Annotated in this window: 11 protein-coding genes; 4 read left to right on the top strand and 7 right to left on the bottom strand. The window is 46.7% G+C overall.

Annotated elements, in window-relative coordinates; all coding sequences use genetic code 11:
- The first annotated feature begins 191 nt into the window (after positions 1 to 191).
- Positions 192 to 1,040, top strand: coding sequence for an ABC transporter substrate-binding protein (locus CKQ84_RS11035; protein ID WP_105251301.1), 849 nt, complete (start codon positions 192 to 194; stop codon positions 1,038 to 1,040).
- A gap of 245 nt (positions 1,041 to 1,285) precedes the next feature.
- Complete coding sequence (locus tag CKQ84_RS11030; RefSeq protein ID WP_105251300.1) at positions 1,286 to 3,412, top strand: TonB-dependent receptor; 2,127 nt, start codon at positions 1,286 to 1,288, stop codon at positions 3,410 to 3,412.
- 266 nt (positions 3,413 to 3,678) lie between these two features.
- Here CKQ84_RS11030 and pmbA read toward each other — a convergent pair whose 3' ends face one another.
- Positions 3,679 to 5,022, bottom strand: a complete 1,344-nt coding sequence (gene pmbA, locus CKQ84_RS11025; protein ID WP_105251299.1) for a metalloprotease PmbA — start codon at positions 5,020 to 5,022, stop codon at positions 3,679 to 3,681.
- A 174-nt stretch (positions 5,023 to 5,196) separates the two neighbouring features.
- Here pmbA and yjgA point away from each other — a divergent pair, with 174 nt between their 5' ends.
- Both yjgA and CKQ84_RS11015 read left to right on the top strand, forming a co-directional pair.
- Positions 5,197 to 5,733 carry a ribosome biogenesis factor YjgA gene (yjgA, locus tag CKQ84_RS11020; RefSeq protein WP_105251298.1) on the top strand — a complete coding sequence of 179 codons (537 nt, stop codon included), beginning with the start codon at positions 5,197 to 5,199 and terminating at the stop codon, positions 5,731 to 5,733.
- Positions 5,734 to 5,762: 29 nt separating this feature from the next.
- Positions 5,763 to 8,285, top strand: a complete 2,523-nt coding sequence (locus tag CKQ84_RS11015; RefSeq protein WP_105251297.1) for an Ig-like domain-containing protein — start codon at positions 5,763 to 5,765, stop codon at positions 8,283 to 8,285.
- Positions 8,286 to 8,447: 162 nt separating this feature from the next.
- Here CKQ84_RS11015 and CKQ84_RS11010 read toward each other — a convergent pair whose 3' ends face one another.
- The 6 genes from CKQ84_RS11010 to CKQ84_RS10985 all read right to left on the bottom strand — a co-directional run bounded on the left by CKQ84_RS11010 (position 8,448) and on the right by CKQ84_RS10985 (position 16,144).
- Positions 8,448 to 9,773: an APC family permease gene (locus tag CKQ84_RS11010; RefSeq protein ID WP_105251296.1), complete on the bottom strand. Its 1,326-nt coding sequence runs from the start codon at positions 9,771 to 9,773 to the stop codon at positions 8,448 to 8,450.
- 424 nt (positions 9,774 to 10,197) lie between these two features.
- On the bottom strand, positions 10,198 to 11,085 hold the full coding sequence (locus tag CKQ84_RS11005) for an ion transporter (protein WP_105251295.1): 888 nt from the start codon (positions 11,083 to 11,085) through the stop codon (positions 10,198 to 10,200).
- Between the two features lie 222 nt (positions 11,086 to 11,307).
- Entirely contained in the window at positions 11,308 to 12,498 is a 1,191-nt protein-coding gene (locus tag CKQ84_RS11000; protein WP_105251294.1) for an ABC transporter permease, read from the bottom strand.
- 1 nt (position 12,499) lies between these two features.
- Complete coding sequence (locus tag CKQ84_RS10995; RefSeq protein ID WP_028759359.1) at positions 12,500 to 13,717, bottom strand: ABC transporter permease; 1,218 nt, start codon at positions 13,715 to 13,717, stop codon at positions 12,500 to 12,502.
- Between the two features lie 80 nt (positions 13,718 to 13,797).
- On the bottom strand, positions 13,798 to 14,772 hold the full coding sequence (locus CKQ84_RS10990; protein ID WP_105251293.1) for an HlyD family secretion protein: 975 nt from the start codon (positions 14,770 to 14,772) through the stop codon (positions 13,798 to 13,800).
- The gene (locus CKQ84_RS10985; protein ID WP_105251292.1) at positions 14,762 to 16,144 is read right to left on the bottom strand and encodes a TolC family protein; all 1,383 of its coding nucleotides are present in this window, start codon (positions 16,142 to 16,144) and stop codon (positions 14,762 to 14,764) included. Before CKQ84_RS10985 ends, CKQ84_RS10990 begins: the two co-directional genes overlap by 11 nt.
- Positions 16,145 to 16,217: the final 73 nt, after the last annotated feature.

The raw sequence follows: 16,217 nt of genomic DNA, 5'->3' as shown, positions 1-16,217 counted from the left end.
ACAGAGTTTGTGCACTCCAACATAAAAAATGACTTTGACTAGTAGGAAAGTATGATAGATTATTCAAACAAAAATAATATATTAGCTTAATAATCAATAAGATTTTATTAATAGGTTTAGTGAGTGGACTTTGCCATAACCTTTATTGGCACTCAGGTTACACTTTGTAATCGACAGATAAGGAGATCAATTTGACATCCGCGTTAGTCGCTCAACCTTGGCTCGGTGCACTGCTTTTACTGATAACGCTTCAAGCCCCGCTTGCCAGTGCTTTTTCCAGTTCAGATTCCTGCGTGATGACTATGGGGTATCGCACCAGCGAACGCTTACCCTTTATCGGAGACGAGTCCAATAACACGGGATTTTATCACGAACTCTACCAAGCGGCGGCGGACAAGATTGGCTGCAAACTCAATGTGGTGCGCGCACCTAAATTACGTATTCTGCGGGATCTCAAACTCGGCAATATCGATTTTTATCCCGGCCTTAATTTCACCGAAGAGCGGGCTCAATACGCGCATTTTATCCCCAATGGACTTTCACAACGTGCGATTGGCATTAGCCGTGCTGGCGCCGCCGATATTCGCTCCATTGAACAGTTAGCCCATAATGAGATGACCCTCTTAATCGCCCCCGGCAGTTACGACTTTGGCGGCTTACCCGACAAAATCAAGGTACGCAAACCGCCTGAGTTAACCGTCCCTAAAGCCTTGGATTATTTGCTTTCAAACCAAGGGGACTTTTTTATTTATGATCAAACCACTTTGCATTATTACCTTAAAAATCGTGACCAAAGCCAGTTTAAACTCCACTATCACTACAGAGAATTACCTCAGGAAATGTACCTCGGTTTCTCGAAAAAAAGCCGCCACTACCGCGGTAGACACAACCCCAACTATCGCGCCGATATCCCCATCAGCCCAGATAACAGTCCCACTGTGTTAACACCAGATTCAAAAGTCTTTGAATTTGCCAAAGCACTCGCCGCTATGGATTCCCAAGGTGAAACTCAGCGCTTGTATAGCAAGTATTTTGGCTAGCTTAAATCACAAAAAGTACCGCTAACGCAGAGTTCTATTGGACCTCTTATCAATTGAGGTACCAATAAAGAGCTAAGCGAATCATGCCTAACTGATTAAAAAGTGGAAAAATTGTCTTCTGCTCAAGCCATATTCTGATGTTTTAACTCGCTTTGTTACCCTCTGCGACAATATGCCGCACCTGCCACACTGAGATGCTCTTTATAATGCAGCGCAATTAATCCAAGTGAATGGAAGACAATAAGATGGCTGCAAATTCTGCGTATTTATCTCACCCGTTTAAAACTTCAGTAATTTCCTCATCCCTCGCAATCGCCATGGGCTTATCGCTAGCGCCACAAGCCATGGCTGACGACAGCGAATTAGCCAATATTGAACGCTTAGAGGTACATGGCCAACAGACCGAAAACCGTAACGCCTTAGGCTCGGCTGAAAATCTACTGAAAGGGCAAGGAGTCGATTTCTCCGAAGCGGGCGGCGTATCGGCCCTACCTATCCTCAATGGCATGATGGGCGATCGTATCAAAGTGCTGGTCGATGGTGCGGACATTACTGCCTCCTGTGCAAACCAAATGAATCCACCACTGTCCTATATCTCCGCCAATCAAATCACCACAGCCGAAGTCATTGCGGGCGTATCGCCAGTCAGTGCCGGTGGCGACAATATTGCGGGTGTGATTAAGGTTAGCAGCCTTAACCCTAAATTTGGTGAAAGCGATAGCATCAAGTGGAATAGCGGTGATATTTCAACTGGATATCGCAGTGTGAGTGACACCTTATTACTCGGCACCAACGCCACTGTCGCCAGCAAAAATGTCAGTCTTAGCTATCAAGGCGCTTATGAAGATGCCAACAGCTATAAAGATGGTAATGGCGATAAAGTCATCGATACCCTGTACCGCGCACAAAACCATGCACTGACCGCCGCATGGCGCGATGAGACTCAAGAAGTTGCCATCAAATTGACCCACCAAAATATTCCATTCCAAGGTTTTGCTAACCAATACATGGATATGACGGATAACAAGAGTTACGGTGCCCTCGCCCGTTATCAACTCAAACTCGACGATGACGGTGAATTCAGTGCCCAAGTAAACTGGCACGGCGTGAAACACGAGATGGGCTTTTTCACCCCAGAAAAAACCGGCAAGATGCCAATGAACACTGAAGGTGATGACTACAGCTATCAACTACACTGGCGCTTGCCAATGGGTGATGACAGCACCTTACTGGTCGGCCAAGAATACTATAGCTACCGGCTCGACGATGTTTGGCCTGCGGTGCCTGGCACTATGATGGCGCCCAATGACTACATCAACATCAACGATGGCCAGCGAAAACGTGCCGCCGTTTATGGCGAATGGCAGCAAGATTTAAGTCAAAGCTGGTGGTTATCGGCGGGTGTTCGCTTTGAGTATGTCACCACCAATACAGGTGAAGTCCAAGCCTATAGCAACATGCCTATGATGGGCATGCCCAATGTCGACGCCGAAGCGGCAAAAGCCTTTAATGCGATGGACAGAAAACGTGATGATAATCTGATCGATGCCACCTTACTGGCGCGCTATCAATTATCGACCAATCAACAACTTGAGTTTGGTTTAGCCCGCAAGAATCGTGCACCGAATCTGTACGAACGTTACAGCTGGGGCCGCGGCACTATGGCGACCACTATGATAGGTTGGTATGGTGATGGTAATGGTTATGTGGGTAATCCGGATCTTAAACCAGAAACCGCCCATACCCTGAGCGCAGCCTACAAATATAACGATGATAGCTGGCAAGTCTCGACCACGGCTTGGTACACTGCTGTAACTGACTATGTCGATGCCGAAGTCATTGGTAGCTTCAATCGCACCAGTTCGCCTGATGGCAAACGCAATATTCTCCAATTCACTAACTTAGATGCCAATCTCTATGGCGCACGTTTTAATGCGCTCTACCAGTTTGCCGAAACCAGCACAGGTAAATGGCAAGTGTTAGGCAAAGTGAATATAACCCGTGGCGAGCGAGATGAAGGTGATGAACCTTTATATCAAATCAAGCCGTTGCAAACAGAGCTGGCACTGCAACATCAGTTAGGTCAATGGGAAAACAGTCTTTCATGGCAATGGGTTGCGACCAAAGATCGCGTAGATGACCGCCGCCTTGAAAATGAAACCGACAGCTACTCCTTGCTCAATTTGAACAGCAGTATGAAATGGCAGGATCTGACTGTTACCGTCGCCGTGAATAACCTGTTCGACAGCTACTATGAGCTGCCACTGGGCGGCGTGAGTGTGGCGGAATTTAAGGCCGATAATACCAATGGCTTTAACCAGATTGCCGGTGCAGGTCGCTCGTTCGAACTCAGCGCAAGCTATGCATTTTAACGACTGATTTTAAAGGCACTGTTTTTAACAACATCGTTTTTAACCACATGGTTTTTAACCACATGGTTTTTAACAGCACGGCTTTTTAGGTCGAACAGCTCTAATCCAAACGTTAAACAAAAAGGGCAAGCAGATTAAGTGATTAATCGCTTGCCCTTTTTTATGCTCAAACCACATTCATGCTACTAACACTAAAGCACAGGCACTAAAGCACTGAGACGACTTAAGCGCACTATGCAGCACGGCTGAATGAGTGACACTATGGATTAGTTACCCGCAATCTTCATTTCAGATAACAAGATACCGCCGGTACGAATCGATGAGCGCAAATCAAAATCCTTACTCACGGCTTGCACGCCACGGAACATCTCTTTTAAGTTACCCGCGATAGTGATCTCTTCCACTGGATATTGAATCTCACCGTTTTCAACGTAGAAACCCGCCGCACCACGGGAATAATCGCCCGTTACCATGTTCACGCCTTGGCCCATGACTTCGGTCACAATCAAACCTGTGCCCATGTCTTTAACCAATTCGTCGAAGGTTTGGCCTGTATGACCAAGCGTCCAGTTATAAATACCGCCCGCATGGCCCGTGTTGGTTAAGCCTAACTTGCGCGCCGAGTAGCTGGTCAGTAAATAGGTTTCTAACATGCCGCGGTCAATAATGCGTCTGTCTTGGGTCGCCACGCCTTCACTGTCGTAGTTCGCACTCGCTAGAGCACCCAGTAAATGTGGCTGCTCTTCGATATTGAACCAATCGGGGAAGATTTGGGTGTTGATCGAATCCAATAAGAAACTGGATTTACGGTATAAACTGCCACCGCTGATCGCACCGATAAAGTGGCCGATTAACCCTGTGGCGATATCTGGCGCTAATAAAATGGGTAAACGCGTCGTCGCGATCTTGCGCGCACCGAGGCGGCTTACTGTCTTCTCGGCGGTCTTTAAACCTACCGTTTCAGGTGCAAGCATCTCGCTGAATTTACGGGCGATAGTGTAATCGTAATCCCGTTGCATATTGCCTTCGCTATCTTCACCGATCACGCTGCAACTCAAGCTATAACGCGAGCTGCAATAACCGTTTAAGAAACCGTGGCTGTTGCCATACACTTTAACCGCGGTGTGAGCATTGGCACTGGCGCCGTCGGAATTATTGATACGTGGATCGGCATCGAGCGCCGCAGTTTCGGCGCGGATCGCTAGTTGCGCTAACTCATCGGGGGAAATATCTTGTGGATAATACAGTTGAAGATCGCGGATCTGATTTGCCATCAAGGCTTTATCGGCAAGGCCACTGAATGGATCGGGAGAAGTATAACGGGCGATATCGTCGGCCGCTTTCACCGCGAGTGCAATGGCCTCTGGACTTAAATCCGACGTCGATGAACTGCCCTTGCAACCATCGCGATAAACCGTAATCCCTAAGGCACCATCTTTATTAAATTCAACGGTTTCAACTTCTTTTAAACGGGTAGAAACCGACAAACCTTGTTGTTTACTGATCGCCACTTCGGCAGCGTTCGTTCCTAATTTGTTGGCATATTCCAGCGCCACGGCCACCGCATCTTTCAGCGCGCCCAATTCACTATCGATTCTGTTCAAAGACACAAAGCTACTCTTTCGTTGTCGGCAATTGCCGTAGCATAACAAACACAAATCCCATTCACATTAATTATTCGCGGCTGACTTAGGCTTAAGAGCGCATCCTAAGCACATTCACCTAGGCGATTTTTGGCTGGAGATGTTATTATTAGCCAGTTATTTACTTGAGGTTTTATCTATATGAAGATTGTTGGTGATTCAGAACATTTTAAACAGCCCTACGACATAGATGAAGATTATGTCAGCAGCAAAACAACGGACAAGCGTGATAGCGAAGCCGTGCAAAAAGTCGGTATGGAGCTTGTTTCACTGAGCAAGACTCAGCTAGATAAAATCGAGCTGGATGAGTTTTTGTACGACGCTATCCTGCAAACACGTAAAATCAAGGTCAATACTGAGGCGTATCGTCGTCATATGCAGTATATCGGCAAATTGATGCGTAATTTTGATATTGAGCCTATCAAGGCTTCACTCGCTATCGTGTTGAATAAAAACAACAACGAGACCGCGAAGTTGCAGATGTTCGAAAAAATGCGTGAACGCTTACTCACCCAAGGTGATGATGAGATTCAAACTGTCGTCGAGCATTATCCGCAATTAGACAGACAAAAACTGCGTACTTTGGTGCGTCAAGCCACCAAAGAACTGGCCAAAGGCCCTGAATCAAAATCATCTAAAGAGCTGTTTAAATATCTACGCAGCGAAATCCAAGACTAATTAACTTCAGCCCCACAAGGATGTTGCTTATGCGACTTAGCAAAACGTTATGTAGCCTAGCTTTGCTTTTTATTGGACTATTTGGACTCGGGGCCTGTAACGGCCCTGCGGACGAAGATAACGGTGGCACAGATGCCACTGACGGTATCTATAAACTGTCTATCGACTTTAAAACCTTATCGGGTTCTGAATGCGGCAGTGTTACTTCACTCCAAAGTTTCCCTAAAAACACAGGCTTTTGCGCAGTCGCGAAGTTAAAGAAAGGCTCAGCTACAGTGAGCAATCAGAAAGTAGACTTTACGACAGACCTTGGTGTATTAACACCTAATAGCAAACTAACAGACAATAACGGTGAAGCCATTATTATCGTTAGTAATCCTGATTTACTTGTCAATGCAGGGATAATTACTGCAACGACAACCCCAAATGATTCCACAACGGCGCTAACAGCTACCCGCAATTTTGAGTTTTTAAGTGCTAGCGATGGTACTTCTCCTGCTGCACCCAAACTCAGCGCCAGTATTTTAAGCAGCTCAGCCTTAGTCACTCGCTTTAAAGTCGATGAGTCGGTGCAATTACAAGCCATATTGCTCGATAGCGAAAGCAAAGGTATCGAAGGCGCTAAAGTCACCTTTACTGCTGGTTCAGCGGCGCTCAATCCTGCCAGTGCGCTGACCAACACTCAAGGTATTGCGCAGGTACCCTATACGCCAAGTGCAACTGAATTGGGGGCAAATGCCTTAACGGTCACTGTGGACTATCAAGGTCAATCGCTGCAAACCAGCAGTTTGTATGAAGTCTTGAGTAAAGATGCCGTCAACCAAGAAGGCACGCTAAAACTCGGGTCATTCAATGGCGCAGTCTTTACCGAAGGTCAATTGGCGAGCACCTTAACAGCCGATGCCAATGGCAAATATAAAATCAGCGCAGGCGGTAGTTTTGGTGTAAGTGCAAGTTTAGTATTAGAGGCCAATGACGGCACGGTTACGCGAGTACAAACACCCTCATCCATCAGCTTTAGCTCAGATTGCACCACAAACAATAGCGCCACACTCGATACCCCAGTTACAACCTTATCGGGTAATGCGAGCTCGACCTTCCAAGACACAAGTTGCAGTGGCAACAGTGAACGTAGCGACCAAATCATCGCTACAACCGTAGCTGGCAATCAGACGTTAACGGCGAATTTCCCATTTACTCTGCAACGTCAAACGCTTGCCAGCTTAAGTTTTGAGTCGGCAGAGCCTGCACAAATTCGCATCAAAGGTGCGGGCGGCACAGGTTCAAGCGAATCCTCTTTAGTCAGCTTCAAAGTCACCAGCGCCAATGGCCAACCCGCAGCGCAACAGAATGTCAGCTTTACCTTAGATACGGTTGTCGGTGGTTTAAGTTTTGCCAATGGCACTGCGAATGCGCAAAGCCTGACTAACTCCCAAGGTATCGCCAGTGTGCGCGTATTATCCGGTACAGTACCCACGCCAGTGCGCGTAGTCGCTACTGCAGTTGATACTGATACTAAAGAAGTCATCACTAGCCAATCGGAGCAACTGACCGTCAATACCGGCTTGCCGCAACAGCTTGGATTTAGTTTAGCGACGAGTAATGCCAACCCTGAAGCGGGTAATATTGATGGTGAGAAAGTCACAGTGACAGCAAGACTGTCTGATAGTTTTGGCAACCCTGCGCCCAATGACACAACAGTTAACTTTACCAGTGAAGGTGGCCAAATAGAGCCAAGCTGCTTAACTCAAAATGGTGTCTGCAGTGTGACTTGGACATCAAGCGATCCAAGGCCTCAAAACCATCGCATAACAGTATTAGCCTACGCTTTAGGTCACGAAACCTTTTTCGACACCAATGGTAACAACCAATTTGATACAGCCGATGGTAGTGCCATTGCAAAAGCTTGCTTGATAAATGGCGTTCCTGTGGCTTGCAGTGGTAACGGCTTAGATATTGAAACCTTTCATAGCTCAGGCTTTAGCGATCTGCCGACAGCCTTTCGCGATGATAACGAAAACTTCGCCTATGATAGTGGTGAACGCTATTTCGATAACCTCGCTAGCGACACCTATAAAGGTGCCGATGGCAAGTTTAATGGCCCTCAATGTCAAGGCGCACTCTGCGGGACAGGACAAGCGAATAAGACTTATGTTCGTAAAGCAGTTGTGATGATAATGTCTGGCTCAAAAGCTTATTTCTCCCTATGGCAAGATGGTGTCAAAGTATATGAAGATCGCCTAGGTCAAAATATTCTCAACAATCTTGAGTCTTTAACGGCAATTCCTGCAGGGCAAACATCCGAATTTACCGTAAAGTTCTACGACAGTGCCGATCAAATTATGCCCTCTAGTACAACGCTTAATATCGATGCGGATAAAGGGGAATTGCTATCAACGACCTATACTGTCCCTAAAACAAATAGTGCAAATGCAGGCTTGACGGACTTTTCCCTCAAGAATACTGAAACCGCTAGCAGCCAAGTGGTACTAACTGTGAATACACCAAGTGGCGTTGAAACCTTGCTTAAGTTCAATGTGTTGCTGCAATAATAACGAACTGATAGATAATAAAAAGACCCGCGAATGCGGGTCTTTTTATTGGAAGATTTTATTAGAGGATGACAACCCACGCCCCTTCGATCTACTACACATCTTTAGTTATAGCTGTGCATCTATGAGCCATGACTCTCACTAATTTTATAACTCTTAATTTTATAGCTCTACTGCACGGCGTAAACGGAAACTCCGTAAAGCCAAATACAATGCTCCCACAGCCGCCCATATAAGCCCCAGCTCTAATGATTGTGACTCTAAGTTCACCCAAAGCACACCAATAGTGCCGGCGCCACACAAGGGTAATACTAAGTATTGTAAGTGGTCTCTAAAAGATTTATTACGCTGCTCCCTTAGATAAAACTGCACAATCACGGATAAATTCACGAAGGTGAACGCCACTAAAGCGCCAAAATTCACTAAGGCTAAGGCCATTTCCAAATCAAATGAGACGGCAGACAGCGCAAGCGCACCCACCAACAAGACATTAAATGCAGGGGTTCGCCATCTAGGATGGATATAAGCAAACCCTTTACGTGGCAACATATTATCCCGCCCCATCACATATAAAATCCGTGCAACCCCAGCATGGGCAGCCATACCGGATGCCAATACGGCAACTGTGGTCGCGACTAATACGATGGACTGGAATAGATTACCACCCACATAGAGTGCAATTTCAGGCAATACCGCATCAAGCTGTTGAAAGCGGGAGATATCGGGGAAATAGAGCTGCAAAAAATAAGACACTCCAACAAAAATCACGCCACCGAGCAAAGCCGTCAACACAATCGCGCGAGGAATAACACGTTGAGCATCTTTAGTTTCTTCAGTCAGTGAACTTAACCCGTCAAAGCCGAGGAAGGAGAAACACAGAATCGTCGCCCCTGTGAATAATGGCGCCATCGCCATATTATCGGCATAAAATGGTCGCACACTCGCGACGACACCTTCGCCTTCACCGAAGGAAATGCTATAGGCCATTAGACCAATGAACACCACAATAATGGCGATCTGTGCAAACACTATCACCCCATTAAAGTTCGCGACGAGATCAATCCCCTTGAGATTAAGCAAGGTCATTATGGTCACAAGAGCGAAAATAAAGATCCAAGGTTCGACGCTGGGAAACATGGCGGTTAAATAGATTTTTGCGAGCAACATATTGATCATTGGCATAAACATATAGTCCAGCAGCGATGACCAACCCACCATAAAACCAACATTCGGGTTAAAGGTTTTTTGAGCATAAGTGTAGGCTGAACCCGCATAGGGATATTTACGTACCAAATGACCGTAACTAAACGCGGTAAATAAAATCCCCGCCAATGCGAATAGATAAGACGTAGCCACATGGCCAGAGGTGATCTCGGAAACAATACCAAAGGTGTCAAAAACGGCCATCGGCGTGAGATAGGCAAGCCCCATCACCACCACTTGCCATAAGTTGAGGGTCTGCTTCAAACCTAGATTTTGTTGGCTCATCAGCACACCCCCATTGTACAGGGTTGAACACCTAAGCACGCATCTGCAATTAGTTTTTTCTTGCGGCTAACCGTCTGCACTCTAGGTTTAATGGCTAACGCAACAACTTGATTTACAACAACTACCGACAATCCGGTACACAACAGCCCCATTGGTCTTTCCTCAGTAAAATAGGTTCAACTGAACCTCATATCATTTCCGGATGTTTACCGGCCTCAATTGTTTTAAAACACATACGCCATAAATAAAAAATAACCGAGATACTGAGTATCTCGGTTATTTTTTCGGCGCGCATTCTCCCCCAAAACCAACAAGAAGACAACCCAATAAAAATATTAAGTGATCCGCAATCTGTGATGGCTTAGCGAAAAACGACAGAATCCAAGTACAAGACTTGATATCAGCTCACGATCCTTAATCTGCTTTAATCAGAACCAATATCTCCCTTTGTCGATACATTAGAAGAATCACCAGCAGCACTGCGCAGCAAGGTTTGTAATTGTTGTAGCTCGAGTCTGATGGCTTTCAACTCCTCGTGCATTTGTCTTTGTTCCTGCTCCAAGACTTGTTTGTCCCGCTCACGCTCTAATGCATGCTCTTCGTCACTGAAGGTTTGCATGGTATTGACGATAATCGCAATAAACAAATTTAGCATAGTGAAAGTAGCCACCAGAATAAATGGCACGAAAAATACCCAAGCATAAGGGTAAACTTCCATCACTGGCCGCGAAATTCCCATAGACCAGCTTTCAAGCGTCATTATTTGAAATAGGGTATAAAACGAATCAGCAATGGTGCCAAACCATTCCGGAAACGTACCACCAAAGATTTTGGTGGCGATCACCGCAAACACATAATAAATCAACAGTAATACCGTGGCGATCGATGCCAATCCTGGAAGTGATCCCAACAGAGCTGACACGACCCGTTTCATTGATGGCACAATTGTTAACACTCTCAGCACCCGCAACACCCGTAGCGAACGCAGTACAGCCAGAGGCCCAGATGCAGGGATCAGTGCAATCACTATCACGGTAAAATCGAACACACTCCAAGGGTCTTTAAAAAATTTCCCCCTATAGGCATAAATCCGCAGCAATAACTCCACGACAAATACACTCAGCAGCACCTTATCAAGATTCATCAATAAAGTACCGTATTGTGCCATCAGGCTGGCTGAGGTCTCCATACCTAACTGCACCGCGTTGATTAAAATCAATGTCAAAATAAAATGACCAAACCAGTTTTGCTCAACCAAGCTAATCACTCGTGCCTGCAAACCCGTTGGTGCGTTAAGTAAAGATGTACTCATGTCGACTCCTATAATCACAATTGCGGCGATTGTAGCGAGTGCGCTTTCAGATGCCCAGTTTTTACGGTGGGTTAAATAACAACAGGGTTAAATGCAGTGGATTGAGCAAGATTTGGATAATATGAACAGCAACTTTTATGAGGGGGTGGGTAAAACGTCATAACGTCCTCAGTAAACGATTAACACTCGCCAATAAATATAAATCTAAGATATCGCTAAAAACTAATGGGTACCAATCAGCAACAACTTCGTTCTTCGCTTAATCCCCAACATCGCTAGGCCGAAAAAGACCGCAAATAAGCCCCAGAGTTGCAGCCATTTTGGCATAACACTCGCCCAACTTGCGCCCATTTGATTGAGCTCTAGCATACCCATAATCGCGGGTACGGCCGGAATAAACTGTGAGCCGAGTACTAAAGGCTCTGGGATCAGGGCTATCGGCCACACAAAACCTGACACGAATAGAATAGGCATAGAGATCAGCAGTAGCACTTGGGTGGGTAAATCGCGGCGGGTGAACAAGGTGCTCATGGCAACACCTGCGGCGGCGGTAGCCAGTAAAAACGGCAATAACCACAGCGCAACTAAGCCAAGGCTCGCTTGAATACTCACGTTATACCAGTGATAACAATAGCCCACATAAAAGCTGGTAAAGAAGATATAAATCAACATGAAAGCAAGAATACGACCACAGACTAATTGCACCGGTGACACCTGCTGCCAATACCCTTTATGCCGCCATTGCCCGGCCCCTAAAATGCCAGTACCTATGAGTAAGGTTTGGTGCAAAATCAGCAAGAACAGTCCAGGTACCACATAGGGCGTATAACCTAGGCTCTGGTTAAAGGCAGGCACACTGTTAAGATGAAGCGAGTTTAAACTCTCTTGGGCCTGCTTAGGATTTTGTCCTTGAGCAAGCATGCCAATCAATTGCACTTGCTTACCCGCATCCATTCCTGCGCTAACTAAGCCTTCAACAACCGCGGAATAAATCAAAAAGTAACTAGCATCACCGCCATAGCTTAGCGTCACACCTTTACCGAGCAATAAATCGCGGCGGAATCCTTCAGGGATCACGAGTAAGCCGTGGGCCTTACGCGTCTCAATAAAACGCTTCGCCTCAGTAATCGAACCGACTTGGCCTATGACTTGAATTTTTGCGCTGGCATCGGCATGACGGATCAATTGACGGCTTAGGGAAGAATGATCTAAGTCCACCACGATCAGTTGTTGCTCGGTCGGCACTTGATTCAAATAGGGCAAAGGATACAAAACCGAATAAAACAGTACACCGCCAAATAAGGTCACAGCGATCGCTTTATCGCTAATAATGGCCTTAAACTCAGTGAGGATCAGTCGCCACAGACTGAGCTGACGTGGTGTGTTTGCGTGTTCGCTCTTGGATAAATTCATCCTATTGCCCCTTCGCAGATATAGCTGCGTCCGAGTCATAAACCGTCACTGCAGCATTGGTGTTAACTGTGGTAGGCAGTAATTTACGCGACAGAAAATATATCAAAGGTATCAAACAGATAAAGCCCCAATAGCTGGTGATTTGGCTCGCTACACTTGGCCAAGTGGCGCCATAACTCACGATACTAACATGGGACTCAATATAATGGCTCGATGGCATGATAAGTCGCCACCACTGGGCTAATTGCGGCATTTCGTGAGTCGGAAAAGTAATGCCCATAAAAGCAAACGCTGGCGCAAATAAAGCGGTACAAAAGCTGATGACCCGCGCACTGTCACGCATCACTACAAATATTAATAACACTAAGCTCCAGACTGCCAATAACATGACTAATTGCGCGAGCAATAATAGGGCTAAACTCCCCGCCATCGGCAGAGCAAGATACAAATACAGCCAAGCTAAAATAAAGCCTCCCTGCAGCATCAATATCGGCGTAAACAGCACCATTTTCGCCCACACCTTAGGCCAAAAATGTTCAGTTAAGAGATTCGACATGCCATCGGCCTGAGTGGTAGGCGCTAAATGCAGCTCTCGATTTAAACTGTTTGCCATCACTAACATAGATAACAACTGCCACAGCGCAATCAGCACTGGCGGTACTAAGAAACCTATGTAATTGTTATTTCGGTTAAACAAGGCTGTTGTTTGGCTTTTGACTGGGCTTAAATTCACTGCGACTTGGGATTTCGGTGTACCATTTGCGAGCTGCTTTAAACCCGCCACTTGCTGTAATCCGTCGCCTAAACTCAGCTGAATTTGGCTTGAGAGTAACTTACCCACCAGCAAAAATTGACTGTTGTAGCGCACATCAATTGTAGGCTTATGGCCTGTAAGTAAATCCTTTTTCATATCATAGGGAAAAACCACAATAGCGTAGACTTTCGCCTGTTGCATCGCGCTTATCGCCGAGGATAAGTCGGTAAAACTTTGCGGATCGGTAACTGGGTTTGCCTTAAGCTGACGGGTCAACATGCGGCTCAATTGACTATGATCTTGGTCGACAATCGCCACGGGCAGTTGCCTTGGCAGACCTGCACTGAACAACCACCATAAGCATAAAATCCCCAGTAGTGGAATATAACTTATCAGCGCTAACTGCCAAGGGTCATGCCATAGGGCACGCAGCTCACGGCGAACTAACGCTGTGAGCAACGCCATAAAGCTTATGCTCGATGGCTGTGATTCGCCCTTAATCTTGTCCGCCGCGTTGGCGTGAGGCGTACGTTCAGTCACGACTTTTACTCACTACGCAGCAGCACAGACATGCCGACACGCAGATCGGTAATCGGCTGGTTTGGACGCAATTCCACTTCAAAGGTTCGCATATCAAAATCATGGCCACTTTCGGTCGAACGCCAAGTGGCAAACTCACCCATCACACTGATATGGGACACAGTAAAATCCACATCCTGCCAGAGTGCCGGAATCGTTAATTGAATTGTTTGACCTTTTTTGAAACGTTTAAGTTGGTCTTCTCGCACTTGGAACACGGCCCAAGCATCCTGCATATCAATCAAACTGACAATCGGAAAACCACTGGGTGCCAATTCACCCGCCTGTAACAGCACGTCGCTGATCTCACCCGATTTAGGTGCGCGCATTTGGCTATCTTCCATAATGGCGCTAACTTCTTTCACTGCACCTTCAGCCTTACGGGCATTACCTGCCGCAGCCACTTTGGTTTCCGCCCGCGCACCTTCCTCGGCCATTTGGTACATGGCTAAGGCCGCTTGTTCTGTGTATTTTGCAGCTTGCCATTGGGTAAAGGCTTCATCGCGTTTTTGTCTTGCCGCCACACCTTCGTTAAATAAATTTTCGACTCGGGTATAAGTGGTTTTAGCGAGCGTTGCCGCCGCCTGCGCCTTGAGCCATTGCTCCTTGGCTGCCATCACTTCTTGACTGCGAGCACCGTTGTTGGCTTCTAGCTGCATCGCCTTAGCGGCATCACGGCCACCTTCGGCCTGCATTAACTTTGCATCTAGCTCAGGACTGCGGATCGCAAATAATAAATCCCCTTGGGCCACACTATCACCGCGGCGCACGAGCACTTGCTCGACTCTGCCTGGCACCTTGGACGAAACATTGTACTCACGGGCTTCAATCTGGCCCTGCAACAAACTCGGCTGCGGGCTATAAGCGAGCTTGAGTCCATAGGCTAAGATAAGGCCTAATGCGACCAACGCCACAAGGGCAAGTATTCTGTTAGCGCGCATTGTTTGTCTCCTGCACTTGGGTAGGGGCTGTGGTACGACCGATAAATTCATCTAATTGACCACTGATGGCCATTAATCTGGCATAGGCTTGCACATAACGATAACGGGCAGCCAATTGCTGAGTTTTCACTGCGCTCAGTTTCAGCTCCGCATCGACTCTGTCGATAGAGGTTGAAAGCCCTTGATTAAAGGCGATTTCCCTAAGACGCAGGTTTTCAATAGCAAGTTCGAGCGAAGTATCGAGCGCCGTCACTTCTTCCTCGGCCTGTAATAATTGGCGATAGCTTTGATCCACCAGCAGGCTCAAGTCTTGTTTAGTTTGTGCCTTGGTATAACGAGCTTGTAAGAGTGCACTTTTCGCCGCTTCGACCTTACCGCTACGGCCATCGCGGCTGATCAGTGGTACATTGACCCCAACCCCAACCATCCAGTCAGGTGTGATGCTCGTCAAGAGTGTGTCTTCTTCATACAAGGTGTAGTTACCGAAGAGGAAAACCGTTGGATGGTATTTACCTTTTTCCAACGCTATTAAACCGTTCGCTTGCGTTTCTTTCGCTTCGAGCAATTTGAGCGCCGGATGTTGGCTCAGGGTAATTTGGCTGAGTTGAGCAAATGAAGGAGCCTGCGGCAGTACAAATAAGGGAGAATTTGTGCTCACCTGACTTTGCTGTAGCATACGTGCCAGCGCGATCACTGCCATTTCGTGTTGCCGACGAGCACTGCCTAAATTGACTTTAGCATTATCTAGGGCGACCTGCGCATTGAGGCGCTCGACCTTAGCAATTTGCCCTTCTCGCTCTAGTGCTAAAGCATGATCAACATGCTTAGCTAACGAGCCAACCAGATCAGTCTGAGTATCCACCAATGCCAACGTCACATCGACAGCGTAATATCTATCCACCAGCAGGGTAAATAAATCACGCGTTGCCAATTGTAATTCTTGTTGCTTCTCGGCCACCATCGCCGCGTGTATACCTTGAGCCGCAGTGATTTGTCCGCCCGTATAAATCGGCCACATTGCCTGTAAGCTGGCGCTAAAAATATCTTGCTCACTTAAGGGCAGCGGCGGAATACCCGCAATAATGCCGCCAAGCGATGGCGGGATAGAAATCACAGAATTTAATTCTTTCAGATCAAACTCAATCGGTTTATCCAAATGAATATAATTACCGCGAATGTCTAATGAGGGCAAATTTAAGCTCTCGCCCGCCTCTTGTTCCCCCTTAGCGCGGTTAACTTCCTGCGATTGTGCTTGCAACTTGTCGCTCACCTTCAGCACTTGCTGCCAAGCATCAGTAAAGCTAATCGGCTGAGCATAGCCAGCCGAAGGCAATGATAATAGGCACAGCCATACTACACGTGATAGTTTCATTAACACCTCTAGAGTAGTTACTCTAATTTCCTTTGCGAATGATAACATTCATGGTGGGTAGCGACTAGAACCC

The organism is Shewanella sp. WE21, from assembly GCF_002966515.1.
Lineage (GTDB): Bacteria > Pseudomonadota > Gammaproteobacteria > Enterobacterales > Shewanellaceae > Shewanella > Shewanella oncorhynchi.
This window is presented reverse-complemented; position numbering and strand designations above follow the sequence as displayed.

Coding starts and splice junctions, on each gene's coding strand:
- CKQ84_RS11030 (WP_105251300.1), top strand. CDS start 1,286: ATGGCTGCAAATTCTGCGTATTTATCTCACCCGTTTAAAACTTCAGTA.
- yjgA (WP_105251298.1), top strand. CDS start 5,197: ATGAAGATTGTTGGTGATTCAGAACATTTTAAACAGCCCTACGACATA.
- CKQ84_RS11015 (WP_105251297.1), top strand. CDS start 5,763: ATGCGACTTAGCAAAACGTTATGTAGCCTAGCTTTGCTTTTTATTGGA.
- CKQ84_RS11010 (WP_105251296.1), bottom strand. CDS start 9,773: ATGAGCCAACAAAATCTAGGTTTGAAGCAGACCCTCAACTTATGGCAA.
- CKQ84_RS11005 (WP_105251295.1), bottom strand. CDS start 11,085: ATGAGTACATCTTTACTTAACGCACCAACGGGTTTGCAGGCACGAGTG.
- CKQ84_RS11000 (WP_105251294.1), bottom strand. CDS start 12,498: ATGAATTTATCCAAGAGCGAACACGCAAACACACCACGTCAGCTCAGT.
- CKQ84_RS10995 (WP_028759359.1), bottom strand. CDS start 13,717: ATGGCGTTGCTCACAGCGTTAGTTCGCCGTGAGCTGCGTGCCCTATGG.
- CKQ84_RS10990 (WP_105251293.1), bottom strand. CDS start 14,772: ATGCGCGCTAACAGAATACTTGCCCTTGTGGCGTTGGTCGCATTAGGC.
- CKQ84_RS10985 (WP_105251292.1), bottom strand. CDS start 16,144: ATGAAACTATCACGTGTAGTATGGCTGTGCCTATTATCATTGCCTTCG.